The 16,148-nt window shown below is 71.8% G+C and carries 11 protein-coding genes; 6 read left to right on the forward strand and 5 right to left on the reverse strand.

Going from position 1 to position 16,148, the window contains the following annotated elements:
* Positions 1 to 94: 94 nt before the first annotated feature.
* Positions 95 to 943 (forward strand): hypothetical protein, encoded by an 849-nt coding sequence (locus ACZ5Y0_RS11115; protein WP_469128344.1) that lies wholly within the window; start codon positions 95 to 97, stop codon positions 941 to 943.
* 45 nt (positions 944 to 988) lie between these two features.
* Here the strand turns inward: ACZ5Y0_RS11115 and ACZ5Y0_RS11120 are convergent, their stop codons facing one another.
* A complete protein-coding gene (locus tag ACZ5Y0_RS11120) occupies positions 989 to 1,171 on the reverse strand; it encodes a hypothetical protein (RefSeq protein ID WP_467511271.1) in 183 nt (60 codons plus the stop codon).
* 234 nt (positions 1,172 to 1,405) lie between these two features.
* Here ACZ5Y0_RS11120 and ACZ5Y0_RS11125 point away from each other — a divergent pair, with 234 nt between their 5' ends.
* Together ACZ5Y0_RS11125 and ACZ5Y0_RS11130 are read left to right on the forward strand one after the other, a co-directional pair.
* A complete protein-coding gene (locus ACZ5Y0_RS11125) occupies positions 1,406 to 4,270 on the forward strand; it encodes a DEAD/DEAH box helicase (RefSeq protein ID WP_469128345.1) in 2,865 nt (954 codons plus the stop codon).
* Positions 4,267 to 5,553, forward strand: a complete 1,287-nt coding sequence (locus ACZ5Y0_RS11130) for an SWIM zinc finger family protein (RefSeq protein WP_469128346.1) — start codon at positions 4,267 to 4,269, stop codon at positions 5,551 to 5,553. Before ACZ5Y0_RS11125 ends, ACZ5Y0_RS11130 begins: the two co-directional genes overlap by 4 nt.
* A 119-nt stretch (positions 5,554 to 5,672) precedes the next feature.
* Here ACZ5Y0_RS11130 and ACZ5Y0_RS11135 read toward each other — a convergent pair whose 3' ends face one another.
* Positions 5,673 to 6,113, reverse strand: a complete 441-nt coding sequence (locus tag ACZ5Y0_RS11135; RefSeq protein ID WP_469128347.1) for a hypothetical protein — start codon at positions 6,111 to 6,113, stop codon at positions 5,673 to 5,675.
* Positions 6,114 to 6,336: 223 nt separating this feature from the next.
* Entirely contained in the window at positions 6,337 to 7,503 is a 1,167-nt protein-coding gene (gene xylA / locus ACZ5Y0_RS11140) for a xylose isomerase (protein ID WP_469128348.1), read from the reverse strand.
* 116 nt (positions 7,504 to 7,619) lie between these two features.
* On the opposite strand from xylA, the gene xylB reads away from it, so the two are divergent.
* Together xylB and ACZ5Y0_RS11150 are read left to right on the forward strand one after the other, a co-directional pair.
* Entirely contained in the window at positions 7,620 to 9,065 is a 1,446-nt protein-coding gene (gene xylB / locus ACZ5Y0_RS11145) for a xylulokinase (RefSeq protein ID WP_469128349.1), read from the forward strand.
* Positions 9,066 to 9,079: 14 nt separating this feature from the next.
* On the forward strand, positions 9,080 to 10,324 hold the full coding sequence (locus ACZ5Y0_RS11150; RefSeq protein WP_469128350.1) for an ROK family protein: 1,245 nt from the start codon (positions 9,080 to 9,082) through the stop codon (positions 10,322 to 10,324).
* Between the two features lie 225 nt (positions 10,325 to 10,549).
* Here the strand turns inward: ACZ5Y0_RS11150 and ACZ5Y0_RS11155 are convergent, their stop codons facing one another.
* Positions 10,550 to 11,851, reverse strand: coding sequence for an RICIN domain-containing protein (locus ACZ5Y0_RS11155; protein ID WP_469128481.1), 1,302 nt, complete (start codon positions 11,849 to 11,851; stop codon positions 10,550 to 10,552).
* Between the two features lie 100 nt (positions 11,852 to 11,951).
* Complete coding sequence (locus ACZ5Y0_RS11160; RefSeq protein WP_469128351.1) at positions 11,952 to 13,379, reverse strand: endo-1,4-beta-xylanase; 1,428 nt, start codon at positions 13,377 to 13,379, stop codon at positions 11,952 to 11,954.
* An 886-nt stretch (positions 13,380 to 14,265) separates the two neighbouring features.
* Here ACZ5Y0_RS11160 and ACZ5Y0_RS11165 point away from each other — a divergent pair.
* Positions 14,266 to 15,732, forward strand: coding sequence for a non-reducing end alpha-L-arabinofuranosidase family hydrolase (locus ACZ5Y0_RS11165; protein WP_469128352.1), 1,467 nt, complete (start codon positions 14,266 to 14,268; stop codon positions 15,730 to 15,732).
* Positions 15,733 to 16,148: the final 416 nt, after the last annotated feature.

Below are 16,148 nucleotides of genomic sequence, written 5' to 3' on the forward strand. Positions count from 1 at the left end.
AAACTGCAGCTCCGGGCATGTCGGGGAGTCGTGACAAGGCGCTTCTCGCCGCACTAGGGTGCGCGCCGATGGACGAACCGATGGGGAGGCTGGGATGGCCGGGACGGAAGAGGGCGCCGTCGCCGCCGCGGACGAGGCACTCTACGTGCTCACGGCGGTGTTGCTGACGCCGGCGAAGTTCCCGAGCGTGCTGGGCGACGACTATCCGGAGGCCTGCGCCGCGCTCGGCCTCGCGCCGCTCGCCGACGGCTATGGCCTGGTGCTGGGCCAGGACGGCGAGGGCGCTCGGTGGACGGTCGCCATCGACGACGTGTCGCTGGTGGCCGTCGCCATCGCGTCGTGGGACTGCGGCATGGAGTACGACCTGTCGCCCGACGAGCGGACGGTGGTCGCCGCGCTGCCCGGCTGGCCCTTGGCGGTCGCCGTCGCGGCGCCCGGCGTACCGGCCCCGCACGACCCCGACCCGGAGACGGCGGACGGCCCCGTCCTGTGCCCGCCGGACACGACCACCTGGGGCCCCGCGCAGCGACGGCTGGGAGCCGACGAGATCGCGCTCCAGTGGGCCGTGTGGCGCGAGCAGATCGACGACGCCGAGTTCGCGCCCGCGCCGGACGGGTCGGAGGCTGCCGAGTCACCGGAGGGTGCGGGAGAGGTCCGGAAGAACACCACGGCGGGGCGCGGCGGCGTCCGACGTGTCCTCGCGGAGGTCCGTGCCTACGTGGAGACACCGCCGCCACTGGGGCGCGTACGCTCGTCGTTCGCGCCGGGTGACGCGCGCACTCTGCGCGCGGACGGCCCCGGCTGGTCGCTGGTGGCGAGGACCGACGACATCGCTTTCGTCCTGCTGGACGACGAGCCCGGAGAGGTGCTGCCGATCGGTCGGGGGCCCGAGCTGCCCGGACTGCTCGAGGCGCTCGACAAGATGGCCGTACGACCGAGCTGAGCCGGGGCATGCCGGACGGCGGGGCCGCAGGGCGGCCCCCCCGTCTCACCGACCGAGTTCCTTGCGTGTGACACGACGCAGTCTGCGTCGCTGCGAGGGATCCAGCGTGAGGTACGCCACGGCCGGAACACCCAGCACGATCAGCAGAGCCGCCCACCAGGGCAGCCAGATCAGCAGCAGGAGCCCTACGGCCACCCCTCCTGCGGCGATCTTCGCGTTCTTCGACATGTGCGTCGCCTCCTCCGCGGCCACTGCCGCTCTCTGTCTGAGAACGGCTCTGCGCGGCGCGCGGTTCCAGCATCACCCCTGAGGCGTCCCTGACGTCGACCCCGAGCCGCCCCTGAGAACGCCTCAGCCGCCCGTCGTCGCAGGGCCTTTTCGGCGGTGGCGCGCGTTCGGTGGCGGAGTGTTGTACTCTCGGCGGCCGACGTCAGTAGTCAAATTTGAGGAGTAGGCATCTCCGTGCAGTGGGCTTCCGCGGAAACACCGTCCGAGATCGTCGAACTGGCACGTTGGCCGGCCGTGTTCGTGCCCGGGACCCCCGCGCGCACGGGCCGCGTCGCCTTCTGGCGGCCCGACGGCGACGTGCCGCCCGTCGTGACGGCGGGGACGGTGGAGGACCTGTCGGTGGTCCGGCCCACCCGGACGGGTGTGGAACTGGTCCGCGCCCCGGCCCTGCTGCTTCCGGTGCGCGAGGCCCTGGCCGTCCTCACCCGCACGCGTGCCGTCCCCGAGGCGCACCGGGCGGTCGCGTTCTGGGGCGCGGCGGCTCTGACCGCCCTGGAGTTCACCGCGCGCGGACTGCTGCTGCCCGGTCTGTCCCCGGACGAACACGACGCCTGGCGCGCGGGGCCCTTGGGGCCGGACGACGTCGAGCGGGTGCGCCGGCTGGCCGCCGCGATGCCTCCCGAGGCGCACGCCGTCCCGCTGGACGATGTACCTCCCCTGCGACTGCCCGATCAGGAGCGGCTGCTGCGGGCCTTCCTGGACGCGGTCGCGGACATCCTGCCCCGCTCCCCCGCCGCACCGCTTCTGACGGGCGGTCCGGCCTATGCGGCGCTACAGCCCCTGCATGTGCCGCAGCTGCGGTCCTGGGCCGCCGACGTGGCGGCCGGCCACGACGCGGGCGTCCGGGTCTCGCTGCGGATCGAGGTCTCGGGACTCTCCGCCTCGACCCCCGAGGGGGCGGGGCCGACCTTCCGTGCCGTGCCACAGGTGCACAGCGTGAGCGATCCCGCGCTCGTCGCGGACGCCTCCGAGATCTGGCGGGAATCCGGTGCAGGCCACCGGGCGTTCGGCCCGCGCGCGCGGATGGACGCCCTTCTCGCCCTGCGCCGTGCCGCCCGCGCGTGGCCCGTACTCATGCCCCTGCTGTCGGCGGCCGTCCCGGACACCGTCGATCTGCTCGACGAGGAGGTCTCGGAACTCCTCGGGGAGGGATCGCGCGTGCTCGCGGCCGCGGGAGTCGAGGTGCACTGGCCCAGGGAACTGGCTCGCACACTCACCGCCCGCGCGGTGGTGGGCCCGCCGGACGACGTGCGCGGACCGGACCGGACCGGCTCGGACACACCGTCGTTCCTGTCCGCGGACGCGCTCCTCACCTTCAGCTGGTGCTACGCGCTCGGCGACCAGCGCCTCACGCGCGAGGAACTGGACCGCCTGGCCGAGGCGAACCGGCCGCTCGTCCGGCTGCGCGACCAGTGGGTGCTGATCGACCCCCGGGAGCTGCGTCGCGCCCGGGCGCAGCAGGACCGCCGGGTGACACCGATCGACGCGCTCGGCGCCGCTCTGACGGGTTCCACGGAGGTCGACGGCCGGCGGGTCGAGGTGCGGCCCGGCGGATGGCTGGCGGCCCTGCGGGAGCGGCTGACGCGCCCCGCGGACCAGGAGCCGGTGGATCAACCGGCGGCGCTGGACGCGACGCTGCGTGACTACCAGCGGCGTGGCCTCGGCTGGCTGGCCAGGAACACGGCCCTGGGGCTCGGCTGCTGCCTGGCCGACGACATGGGCCTCGGGAAGACCGTCACGCTGATCGCCCTCCATCTGCACCGCCGGACGGACCCGTCGGCCGCCGGTCCCACCCTGGTGGTCTGCCCGACGTCCCTCATGGGCAACTGGCAACGGGAGATCGAGAAATTCGCCCCCGGCACGCCCGTGCGCCGCTTCCACGGGCCGCGACGCGATCTGGAGGACCTGACCGACGGCGAGTTCGTTCTCACCACCTACGGCACGCTGCGGCTGGACGCGGGTCGGCTGAGGGAGGTGTCCTGGGGGCTGGCGGTGGCGGACGAGGCGCAGCACGTGAAAAACCCGTCCTCGGAGACAGCGCGGGCGCTGCGCACCATCGGGGCACGCGCGCGCGTGGCGCTCACGGGCACGCCGGTCGAGAACAACCTGTCGGAGCTGTGGGCGATCCTGGACTGGACGACCCCTGGACTGCTGGGACGGCTCGGCACGTTCCGCACCCGGTACGCCCGAGCCGTCGAGGAAGGCGGGGACCCGGCCGCGGCCGAGCGACTCGCGCGGCTCGTGAGCCCGTTCCTGCTGCGCCGCCGCAAGTCGGACCCCGGCATCGCGCCAGAGCTGCCGCCGAAGACCGAGACCGATCGCCCCGTGTCCCTCACCAGGGAACAGGCGGCTCTGTACGAGGCCGTGGTGCGCGAGACGCTCGCAGCGATCGCCGAGGCCGACGACATGGCACGGCGCGGGCTGGTCGTGAAGCTCCTGACCGGCCTCAAGCAGATCTGCAACCACCCCGCGCAGTACCTCAAGGAGGAGCGGCCGAGGACCGCCGGTCGCTCCGGAAAGCTGGAACTGCTGGACGAGCTGCTCGACACGATCCTCGCCGAGAGGGCCGGCGTCCTGGTGTTCACGCAGTACGTGCGCATGGCACGGATCCTCGAACGTCATCTGGCCGCACGAGGGGTGCCGAACCAGTTCCTGCACGGCGGCACGCCGGTAGCCGAGCGCGACGCGATGGTGGCGCGCTTCCAGGCAGGCGAGGTCCCCGTGTTCCTGCTGTCGCTCAAGGCGGCCGGGACCGGCCTCAACCTCACACGCGCGGAGCACGTCGTGCACTACGACCGTTGGTGGAACCCGGCCGTCGAGGCGCAGGCCACCGACCGGGCCTACCGCATCGGGCAGACCCGCCCGGTGCAGGTGCACCGGCTGATCGCGGAGGGCACGATCGAGGACCGCATCGCCGACATGCTGCGCCGCAAGCGGAGACTCGCGGACGCCGTGCTCGGTTCCGGCGAGGCCGGGTTCACGGAGCTGTCGGACGCCGAGCTGGCCGAACTGGTGGAACTGCGAGGGGGCGCGCGATGAACTCGTACGACAGCGAGCGGGAACATACTTTCGCGACTCTGCCTCCCGCACAGGGGCGGGGGTTCGCGCAGTCCTGGTGGGGACGGGCGTGGCTGGCGGCCCTGGAGGACGGGGCGCTGGACGCGGAGCAGGTGCGGACGGGTCGCAGGCTCGCGCGCGCGGGAGCCGTGGGCGCGGTGTCGGTGCGGCCGGGGCGGATCACGGCCGTCGTCCAGGACCGTGACGGCACGGGGTACCGGGCGGACGTGTTGCTGGACGTCCTGACGGACGCCCAGTGGGACCGGTTCCTGGACCTGACCGTGGAACGGGCCGGACACGTCGCCGCACTGCTCGACCGCGAGATGCCGCCGCATCTGGTCGAGGACGCGGAGACGGCGGGCATCGACCTGTTGCCGGGGCTGGGCGACCTGGAGGCCGAGTGCGGCTGCGGCGCCTGGGACCACTGCGGTCATACGACGGCCCTGTGTTACCAGGTGGCGCGGCTGCTCGACCAGGACCCGTTCGTTCTGCTGCTCCTGCGCGGGCGCGCCGAACAGGTCCTCCTCGCCGACCTCCAGGCCCGCAGCACCGCTACGCCGGCCGAGATCGCGCCCGGCCCGCTGGAGGGCGTCGACGCGGTGGAGGCGTACCTCGCCGGGCATGTCCTGCCTCCGTTGCCGGCCGGTCCCGAGCTGCCCGAACTGCCCGGTGTGCCGCCCTCGTTGGACACCGAGGTTCCGCCTACCGGCGACGTGGAACCGGCGGCCCTGGAGATCCTGGCCGCCCGCACGGCCGCGCAGGCCCGCGCCCTGCTCGCGGAGGCGCTGCGCAATGGATCCGAACGGCGGTCGATGGAAAGGCAGCTGACGGTTCGTGAGGACGCGGTGCGACTGGCGGCGGGCCGTTCTGGAACCGCCGACACCGCGCACCTCGCGTGGGGCCGGCTCGCCGCCGGCTCGGGGCGTAGCCGGGAGCAGCTGGAACTGGCCGTCCTGGCCTGGCGCACCGGGGGCCCGGCCGCCCTGGCGGTGCTCGAGGAGGAGTGGACCGTCGAGGGCGCGGCTCTCGCACGCGCGCGCGCCGCCCTGGCCGCGGCGTGGGAGGAGGACGAGCGGCCGGTGCTACGGGCGCGGGCCAACCGATGGACCGTGGCCGGGTCGGCCGGTCAGCTTCGCCTGGGCCGGGACGGCCGCTGGTGGCCGTATCGCAAGGAACGCGGACGCTGGGTGCCGGCCGGGGACGCGGCCCAGGATCCGGCGACGGCCCTGGCCGCCGTCCGGTCCGGGGAGGATGCGCTTTCCTGAGGGGAGAGCCGCTCCCACGGAGACAAGCGGGCAGGACGGCGGCCTGTCGACACCGTGCCGTGCGGCACACGCGTGTGCGGCACGCGTTCACCACGTGCGTGTGCCGCACAGCGGCGCGGTCACGGCAGCAGTTCCTCCAGCGACGGCAGGAGCGACTCGAGTTCGCTCGGCAGCTCGCTCGGGAACTGGGACGGCAGCTCGCTGGGGATTCCGCTGGGCAGCTCGCTCGGCAGGCTGAGCGAGGGGCGGGGCGGAGGGCCCGTCCCCGCCGGTGGGTCGTCGTCGGACGAGTCGTCGTTCCCGGAGGCCGTGAGCACCACGGCGATGACGGCTGCGGCGGCGACCAGCAACGCGAGGACGGCGAAGAGGATGTTCCCGCGCCTGCTGGGGCCGTGGGGAGGGCCGGGTGGCGCAGGGGGCGGCTGGGACGGCGGCTGGTCGCCGCCTCCCGAGTCGTGACCGGGGCCGAAGTCGGGGTGAGGCGGTCCGAAGCCGTCCGGGGGCGGCGTGTCACCCGGCGGGCCGGGCGGCTTGGGTGGTGGTACGGGCGGCATGGCCATGGCGTCCAGCCTCGCGCGGGACGCGCCGGAACGCGACCCCCGCACGGAAGTTGGTGCCGGCTCATGCGTCGGACGGGATGTCTCAGCACCGGGCACCCAGCCGTACTCCGGGCCGAGGCCACCGACACCGTGTGCTCGGCGGCACACGCGTGTGCGTGGCGGGCGGCGCGCGTGAGGGCACGGACACACGGACAGTGCCGGGTGCACCCACGCGCGCGTGCCGTCAGCCGCGGGCGCCGAGCAGGTGGTCCATGGCGAGCTGGTCGAGGTGCTCAAAGGCCATGCCGCGGGCGGCGGCCGCCTCGGCGTCGAAGTCCTCGAAGGCGCCACGGTCGGCGAGCAGTGCCTGAAGGCCGTCGGCGGCGGTCGGCTGAGCCAGCTCGTCCAGGCGGGAGGCACGCAGGGCCTGCTGGACCTCCGGGTCGTTGCGGAAGGCCGTCGCACGGTCCTTGAGGATCAGGTAGTTGCGCATGCAGCCGGCGGCCGACGCCCACACGCCGTCCAGGTCCTCGGTGCGCGGCGGCTTGAAGTCGAAGTGACGCGGGCCGCTGTAGCCGGCGGTCTCCAGCAGGTCCACCAGCCAGAACGCGGAGCGCAGGTCGCCGGCGCCGAAGCGCAGGTCCTGGTCGTACTTGATGCCGGACTGGCCGTTGAGGTCGATGTGGAAGAGCTTGCCCGCCCACAGCGCCTGAGCGATGCCGTGCGGGAAGTTCAGGCCCGCCATCTGCTCGTGGCCGACCTCGGGGTTGACGCCGTACATCTCCGGGCGCTCCAGGCGCTCGATGAACGCCAGCGCGTGGCCCACGGTGGGCAGCAGGATGTCGCCACGCGGCTCGTTCGGCTTGGGCTCGATGGCGAAGCGCAGGTCGTAGCCCTGCTCGACGACGTACTCACCGAGAAGGTCGAAGGCCTCCTTCATGCGGTCGAGGGCCACGCGCACGTCCTTGGCGGCGCCGGACTCGGCGCCTTCCCGCCCGCCCCAGGCGACGTAGGTCTTCGCACCCAGCTCGGCGGCCAGGTCGATGTTGCGGATCGTCTTGCGCAGGGCGTAACGCCGCACGTCACGGTCGTTCGCGGTGAACGCGCCGTCCTTGAAGACGGGGTGTGTGAAGAGGTTGGTGGTGGCCATCGGCACCGTCATGCCGGTGGTGTCCAGGGCCTGGCGGAAGCGCTTGACGTGCTCCTCGCGCTCGCTGTCGGAGGACCCGAAGGGGATCAGGTCGTCGTCGTGGAAGGTCACGCCGTACGCGCCCAGCTCGGCCAGGCGCTGCACCGTCTCCACCGGGTCCAGGGCGCGGCGCGTGGCGTCACCGAACGGGTCGCGTCCCTGCCAGCCGACGGTCCACAGACCGAAGGTGAACCTGTCCTCGGGGGTGGGCTGGTAGCTCATTGCCGCGGCTCCTTGCTTGCAGACTATTTCGTCATGGCCGTTTACAAATTAGTATGCGAAGGCATCTCTGGGAAGCCAGATCCCGCAGAGCCGCGGAAAAACTTAGGGAGATCCCGATGTCAGCAGCCGAGGGTCCGCTCGTCGTCGGCGTGGACACGTCCACCCAGTCCACCAAGGTGCTGGTCGTCGACGCGGCCACCGGCCGGGTCGTGGCGAGCGGCCAGGCACCGCACACGGTGTCCTCCGGGGCCGGCCGGGAGAGCGACCCCCGCCAGTGGTGGGACGCCCTGCACGAAGCCCTGCGCCAGTGCGGTGACGCGGCCCGCGAAGCGGCGGCCGTGTCCATCGGCGGACAGCAGCACGGGCTCGTGACGCTGGACGAGCGTGGCGAGCCGGTGCGCCCGGCGCTGCTGTGGAACGACGTGCGCTCGGCACCGCAGGCCCGCCGGCTGACGGAGGAACTGGGCGGTGCGAAGTTCTGGGCGGAACGCACCGGCCTGGTGCCGGCCGCCTCCTTCACGGTCACGAAGTGGGCCTGGCTCGCCGAGCACGAGCCGCAGGCCCTGCGCGCGACGAAGGCCGTGCGCCTTCCCCACGACTACCTCACCGAACGCCTCACGGGAGAGGGCACGACCGACCGCGGCGACGTCTCCGGCACCGGCTGGTGGGCGTCCGGGACCGAGGCGTACGACGAGGAGATCCTGGCTCACGTGGGTCTCGACCCGGCACTGCTGCCGCGGGTGGTGCGGCCCGGCGAGGTGGCGGGCACCGTGCGGGACAGCCACGACCTGCCGTTCTCCAAGGGCACCCTGGTCGCCGCGGGCACCGGCGACAACGCGGCGGCCGCGCTCGGCCTCGGGCTGCGCCCCGGCACTCCGGTGCTGAGCCTCGGCACCTCCGGCACGGTGTACGCCGTGTCGAAGCGGCGCCCCACCGACCCGACGGGCACGGTGGCCGGTTTCGCCGACGCGCACGGCGACTGGCTGCCGCTGGCGTGCACGCTGAACTGCACTCTCGCCGTCGACCGCGTCGCCACGCTGCTCGGCCTCGACCGCGAGGCCGTAGAGCCCACCGCCGACCTCACGTTCCTGCCCTATCTGGACGGCGAACGCACCCCGAACCTGCCGAACGCTTCCGGTCTCCTGCACGGCCTGCGCCACGACACCACCGCCGGCCAGCTGCTCCAGGCCGCCTACGACGGTGCCGTGCACTCCCTGCTCGGCGCGCTGGACCTCGTCCTCGACGAGGACGCGGACCGCTCGGCCCCGCTGTTGCTGATCGGCGGCGGCGCCCGCGGCACGGCCTGGCAGCAGACCGTACGCCGGCTCTCCGGGCGGCCCGTGCAGATCCCGGACGCCAGGGAGCTCGTCGCGCTGGGAGCCGCGGCACAGGCGGCGGGCCTGCTGACCGGGGAGGACCCGGCCGCCGTCGCCCGGCGCTGGAACACCGCGCGCGGTCCCGTGCTCGATGCCGTCGAGCGGGACGAGGCTGCCCTGTCCAGGATCGCCGGGGTACTCTCCGACGCGTCCCCGCTGCTGGAGCGGGGCACGGACACCCACTGAGGATCGACGCAGGCATGAGCGCACCGCCGCACGAGGCCCGCCCGACCGGCCCCGGGCGTGCGCTGCCCGACACCCAGCAGGGCATGCGCCGCCGCAACCTGGCCCGGGTGATGCACGCCGTCAGCGCCGAGGGACCGCTGTCACGGGCGGCGGTCGCCTCTCACATCGGCCTGACCCGTGCGGCGGTCTCGACGCTCGTCGACGAACTCATACGCACCGGCCTGATCGAGGAGCTGGGCCCCGAGCGGCCCGGCAGGGTGGGCCGGCCCGGGTCGGCACTCGCGGTCAGCGGGCGTGGCCCGGCGGGAATCGGCGCGGAGGTCGGCGTCGACCACCTCGCGGTCTGCGCCGTCGACCTGCGCGGCGAGGTGCGGGCGCGCGCCGTACGGCACGGCACGAACCGAGGCCGTGCCCCCGAACCGGTACTCCGGGAACTGAATGCGCTCGTACGCCGGGTCGTGGCCGAGGGAGAGCGCGAGGGGCTGTGGCCGGCGGGGCTCGCGGTGGCCGTCCCCGGCCTGGTGGGCCGGGACGCCCGCACCGTCGTCCGCGCCCCGAATCTCGGCTGGCACGACGTCGATCTCGGCGCCCTGCTGCCCGGCGAGTTCCCTCTGACCGTGGACAACGAGGCCAACTTCGGCGGCCTCGCCGAACTGTGGCTCGGCGCGGACACCCCGCGGGACTTCCTGCACGTCTCGGCCGAGATCGGCATCGGCGCCGCCCTCGTCGTCGACGGCAGCCTGCTGCGCGGCACCCGCGGCTTCGCCGGCGAGCTGGGGCACGTACCGGTCCATCCCGACGGGCCGGATTGCGTGTGCGGCGGCCGGGGCTGCCTGGAGCAGTACGCCGGCGAGGAGGCGGTGCTGCGCGCGGCCGGCCTGGAACTGGGCGAGGACCGCGTCGGACTGCTGGCCCGACGCGCGGCGGACGGCGACGAGGAAGTGCGGCGAGCACTGCGCGAGGCGGGGACGGCGCTCGGCGTCGCCCTCACCGGAGCGCTCAACCTGTTGGACCCCGAGGCCGTCGTGCTGGGCGGTGCCCTCTCCGGACTCGCGCCCTGGCTGCTGCCGTCCCTGGAGTCAGAACTCGCCCGCCGCACGGCCGGTCCGCCCTGCCCGGTGTCCGTCTCCCGGCTGGGCCCCGAGGGCCCCCTGCTCGGCGCGGCACACGCCGTGGTGCGGGCGGTGCTGGACGACCCGGCGGGCGTGGCGGCACGGGACTGCGGTCGGGGAGCGAGGGGACCTGGGACAGGAGGGTGACCACTGCGACCGCCGACCGTCGTGTCGACCGCCGACGGGTGTGCGGGCTCGCTCGGGTTGAACCCACTGTCCTCGAACGCCGCTTCCCCCCCGGCCGTTCGCCGGCCGCGACCGGTCCGAAGGCGTGGCAGCTCTGTCGAAAAGGGTTGTTCCTTTTTTCGGTCCGGGATGGACGTCCACGGAGTGGAGCCAGGATTGTCGGCTCCACTCCGTGGTGCGAACGGGTCACTGGAACTGTGCGAGGAACCTCCAGATCTCTGCCTTGGTCCAGGTGGTGACGCCGCTTTCGGCGGGGGAGCCCTCGACCGGACCGGGTAGGTGGCCTCCGTCGAACGCGGCCCATTGGACCGGGTATCCGGCACGGCACTCCGAATAGGTGGTGGTGATGTGCGTTCGGCTGCCCGGCGCGGGCTCGCGCGGGCTCTGCGGGGCGCAGCCGTTGTTGCCGACGAATCTGTCGCGCAGGGACCGTCCCTGCGCGATGTTGAGGACGGAGTCGCTGATGCCGTGGATTCCGAAGTAGGCGATGGGCTGGGTGCCGCCGCTGCACCCGCTGATCTGGGCGCCGGACATGACCGCGACGGCCCTGAAGACGTTCGCCCGGCTGCATGCGAGTGCGTAGCTCATGCCGCCGCCCCAGCTGAAACCCGTGGCGAAACGCTGTGCCGGGTTGACACAGAGGCCGCCCTCGATTCGCCGGATCATGTCGTCGACGAAGGTGATGTCCTCACCGCCCGCATTGGCCCAGCCGTTGCCGAGGCCCTGGGGAGCGACCAGGATCGCGCCGTTGTTCGACTGTTCCTGTTGGCCGTAGTAGGACCAGGCGTTCCCGCTCGTGCCGCCCGAGGCGACGTCCGCGGCCGTTCCGCCCCGCCAGTGGAACGCGAAGATCAGCCGGTAGGGGTGGCTGTGGTCGTAGTTGGCGGGAACCCTGAGGATGAAGCTGCGGCTCTTGCCGCCGCTCTGGATCGTGTGCGTGCCGCTCGCCAGAGTCGGGGCGCTGCCGCATCCGCCGCCGCCACCGGACGACAGCTTGATCATCTGCCATTGCTGGTTGGCGCCGCCCCAGTCGGCGTACTGGACGACGTTGCCGCCGTCGGCGGTGGAGGCGCCCTGCACCTCCACCGCCCTGCCGCTGGTGCGGTTGATCAGCCGGACGTGGCCCGCGTCGGAGTCGGCCAGGCGGAACTGCTGGTTGGCCCCGTTGTGGTCGGCCCACTGCTGGATGGCTGCACCGTCCGCGGTCGAGGAGCCGGCCACGTCGAGGACCTTGCCCGAGTGCCGGGCCTTGAGGCGGTAGAAGCCGTCGCCGGAGGCCACGAACTGCCACTGCTGATGGGCTCCGCCGTGGCGCGTCCACTGACTGACGCGCGCGCCGTCGGCGGTGGACGCGCCGGAGACGTCCAGCGCCTTGCCGCTGTTGCGATTGACCAGGACGTACCAGGCATTGGTCTCCACGGTCGCCGCCTCGGCGGGCGCCGGACTCACCGCGGTGAGCATGCCGATCGCGAGGGTAGCCGCCACCACGGCGGCGACCCTGGACCACCAGCGATGCCATCGTGGAGGGGCGAGGAAAGCCGCACCGTCGGTCTTCATCGATTCACCCTTTCGGCTGTGACAGGTCACATCAGGTGCGGGTCCAGCGTTGGTTGCTGCCGTTCGAGCAGGAGTAGAGCTGGATCAGGGTGCCGTTGGCGGTGCCGCCCGCGACGGCGTCGAGGCAGAGACCGGACTGGACGCCGACGATGGATCCGTCGGAGTCGAGGCGCCACTTCTGGTTGTCGCCGCCCCAGCAGCTGTAGATCTGGACTTTGGTTCCGTTGCCGGTGCCGGCGGCGTCCAGGCACTTGTCGCCGTAGACCCTGAGCTCGCCCGCGGCGGTGTACGTCCACTGCTGGTTTGTGCCGTTGTGGCAGTCCCACAGGTGGAGTTGGGTGCCGTCGGTGGTACTGGTGCCGGGCACGTCCAGGCAGCGGCCCGAACCGACGCCCTTGATCGGTCCGGAACCGGCAGGGGGCGTGGTGGAGCCGCCGTTGAGTGCGTTGAGGACGGCGGTGTAGGCGGACTTCTTGCTGCCGTCGCCGTTGAACAGCAGCGGCGTGTGCTCCGGCCGCCAGGAGTCGGTGTCGCGCACACCCCAGACGGTGATGCCGAGGCAGCGTGGGACGGCCAGGCAGTCGTTGGTCACGTTGGCATAGGTCGTGGCCGGGGCGCCCTGGATGTCGAGTTCGGTGACGGCCACGTCGACGCCGAGGGCGGCGAAGTTCCGCAGGGTGGTGCGGAAGTTGCTGTTGTAGGGGCTGCCGCTGTTGAAGTGCGACTGGAAGCCGACACAGTCGATCGGCACGCCGCGCTGCTTGAAGTCTCGGACCATGGCGTACATGGCCTGGGTTTTTGCCCAGGTCCAGTCCTCGACGTTGTAGTCGTTGTAGCAGAGTTTGGCGGCCGGGTCGGCGGCGCGCGCGGTGCGGAAGGCGACCTCGATCCAGTCGTTGCCGGTGCGTTGCAGGTTGGAGTCGCGCCGGGCTCCCGAACTGCCGTCGGCGAAGGCCTCGTTCACGACGTCCCACTGGGCGATCTTGCCCTTGTAGTGGGCCATCACGCCGTTGATGTGGTTGATCATCGCCTGGCGCAGCGTGCTGCCGCTGAGGCTCTGCATCCAGCCGGGCTGCTGGGAGTGCCAGGCCAGGGTGTGGCCGCGCACCTGCTTGCCGTTCTGCACGGCCCAGTTGTAGACGCGGTCACCGGCGGTGAAGTTGAACTGGCCCCGCTGCGGTTCGGTGGCGTCGATCTTCATCTCGTTCTCGGCCGTCACCGAGTTGAACTCACGGCCCGCGATCGCCGTGTACGTCGAGTCGCCCAGCCTGCCCGAGGCGATGGCGGTGCCGAAGTAGCGGCCGCTCTGCGCCGCGGCGGCGCCGAGCGTGTTCTCGGCGGCGTGTGCCGTCGGTGGAGCGACCAGTGCGGCCGTACCGAGGACGCCGACGACCAGCGCCGGCAGCAGGCCGCGGATCGTGCGGCGGACAAGGGGTCTGGGAAGGGCGTACGAGCCCATGGCTGTGCCTCCAAGGGAGAAATCACGGAAGGACCGAGGCGCAGGGGATGCGTCGTCCCCTCGCACTCGGCGGACGGAAGGGCGGGCCGGCCGGGCAGCACGGAATGACCGGACGCCGCGGTCATGGGACCGGGACGATCTCCACCGGCACGGACGGGACCCGGTCCGCCGACGGGCGACGTACGGCAGGCGGCAGGCGGTGTCTCAACACGGGCATGGGCACTCCAACGCGGCTCAGCCGGGGGCCGCCACGGCGTCGCGTACCTCTCCACCTGCGCGAAGAGCCGGGATGCGGTGGTGCGGACCTCACCGGAACGGAACGGGGTGGCGCAGGTGCTTCTGCGGATCTGTCATGCACCTGTGCGTGCATCTGCCGTGCGGCACAGAGTGCTCAGAGTCGACTCGGTTCGACATTTCGAACTAGGGCCGGTGCCTCAGACACGGATGATTGAGGTATTGACGGTGGATCGTCAATACTCCCGGCAGAAGAAGTTTCGATTCGGTGAGCGAAACTTTCCGGGAGCCCGACGGGCCGGAGGGGCGAACCCCGGCGCAGCCGTCGACACGTGCCGCCGGGCCGGGCAGGCACGGGCGCCGACGCCGCTCGCTCGACCTCCCTCCTGCACGGAGGCGCCTTGCATGGACGAACGACATCCACACTGATAAGTGGTCGCGGTCGGCGCGACGGCTTGTCAAGCGCGGAGGGAAGGCGCTCTTTGTGGACAGATCGGCTTCAGGCCTTGACCGGCGGGCTCCACATTCCTAGCTTGTGGCGTCGAAGCATCCGGGAATTCTTCGAAACTTTCGAGATGCCTCTCGCCCCGGCACGTCCGCCCCGGGGTTCATCGGGGTCACCTCACCCCCGCCCTCCCAAGGAGGCCCTCTGATGTGGTTACGCCATCCTTCCCCGGTCCGTCTGAGACGCTTACTTGCCGTTCTGACGCCCTTGCTGATCGTGGCCGCCTTCCTCGGCGCGCAGCCCGCCGACGCGGCGACCGTGGACCCCAACGCCTCGTACGTGCTGGTCAACCGCAACAGCGGAAAGGCCCTCGACGTCTACAACATGGCGACCGACGACGGCGCCCGCATCACCCAGTGGACCAGGAACGATCAGAACCAGCAGCAGTGGCAGTTCGTCGATTCCGGGGGCGGCTACTACCGCATCAAGTCCCGCCACTCGGGCAAGGTGCTGGACGTCCACAACTGGTCCACCGCGAACGGCGGCCCGATCGTCCAGTGGACCGACCTGAACGCCACCAACCAGCAGTGGCGGCTGGCCGACAGCTCGGACGGCCACGTGAGGTTCATCTCGCGCCACAGCAACAAGGCCCTCGAGGTGCAAGGCGCCTCCACCGCCGACAACGCCAGCATCGTCCAGTACGACGACTGGGGCGGCACCAACCAGCAGTGGCAGCTCGTCAAGGTCGGCGGCGACAATCCCGGCCCGTGCGACCTGCCGTCGACCTACCGCTGGACATCGACGGGCGCGCTGGCGCAGCCCAAGCCGGGGTGGGTCTCGCTCAAGGACTTCACCGTCGTCCCCTACAACGGCAGGCAACTCGTCTACGCGACGACGCACGACACGGGGACGAGTTGGGGTTCGATGAACTTCGGCCTGTTCACCAATTGGTCGGAGATGGCCTCGGCCGGCCAGAACACGATGTCCGCTTCCACCGTCGCGCCCACGCTCTTCTACTTCGCGCCGAAGAACATCTGGGTGCTGGCCTACCAGTGGGGCGGGACCGCCTTCTCCTACCGGACGTCGAGCGACCCCACCAACCCGAACGGCTGGTCACCCCAGCAGGTGCTCTTCTCCGGAAGCATCTCCGGCTCCGGCACCGGACCCATCGACCAGACGCTCATCGGTGACGGGACGAACATGTACCTGTTCTTCGCCGGTGACAACGGCAAGATCTACCGGGCCAGTATGCCGATCGGGAACTTCCCCGGCAGCTTCGGCACGACCTCGACAGTGATCATGAGCGATACGACGAACAACCTGTTCGAAGCCCCGCAGGTCTACAAGCTACAGGGCCAGAACCGCTACCTCATGATCGTCGAGGCGATCGGCTCGCAGGGCCGCTACTTCCGCTCGTTCACGGCCACCAGCCTGAACGGCTCGTGGACACCCCAGGCCGCGACCGAGAGCAATCCCTTCGCCGGCAAGGCCAACAGTGGCGCCACCTGGACCAACGACATCAGCCATGGCGAACTGATCCGCACCAGCCCCGATCAGACCATGACCGTCGATCCCTGCAACCTTCAGTTGCTCTACCAGGGGCGCAGCCCCAACTCCGGTGGCGACTACGGCCTCCTGCCCTACCGTCCGGGCCTGCTGACACGGCAGCGCTGACGGTGTGACTCGAGTCCGGCTCCGGCAGGGAGCCGGCGTGGCGGGCTCGGCGCAAGGCCGAGCCCGCCCGGGTCACGCGACGACGTCAGCGCTCGTACGGCGACGGAGCACGGGCCGGGCGGCGGCCACCGGCCCGATGGCCGTCCCGTGACGCCGTGCCTCCGCCGGTGGCGCTTGCCACCGAGGCTTTCGGGCGTGGCGGGTGGGGTCATGGCCAGGCCGGTGACAGTGGCGCGGCCGTCGATCAGGTGTGGCTGGAGCCGCTTCCCGCGCACCTTCCGGCCGAGCACACGGTCGAGGTGGCTGCGGGCCGGTGGATGAGACGGGCGGGGACCGAGGTCCCGCGGCGGGATCGGAAAGTCCCGTCCGCCCGTCGGGCGGACGGCGCTGCTCTCGGACGGCGCTGGTTTCGAGAA

The sequence above is a fragment of the Streptomyces sp. NPDC033216 genome (assembly GCF_055577115.1).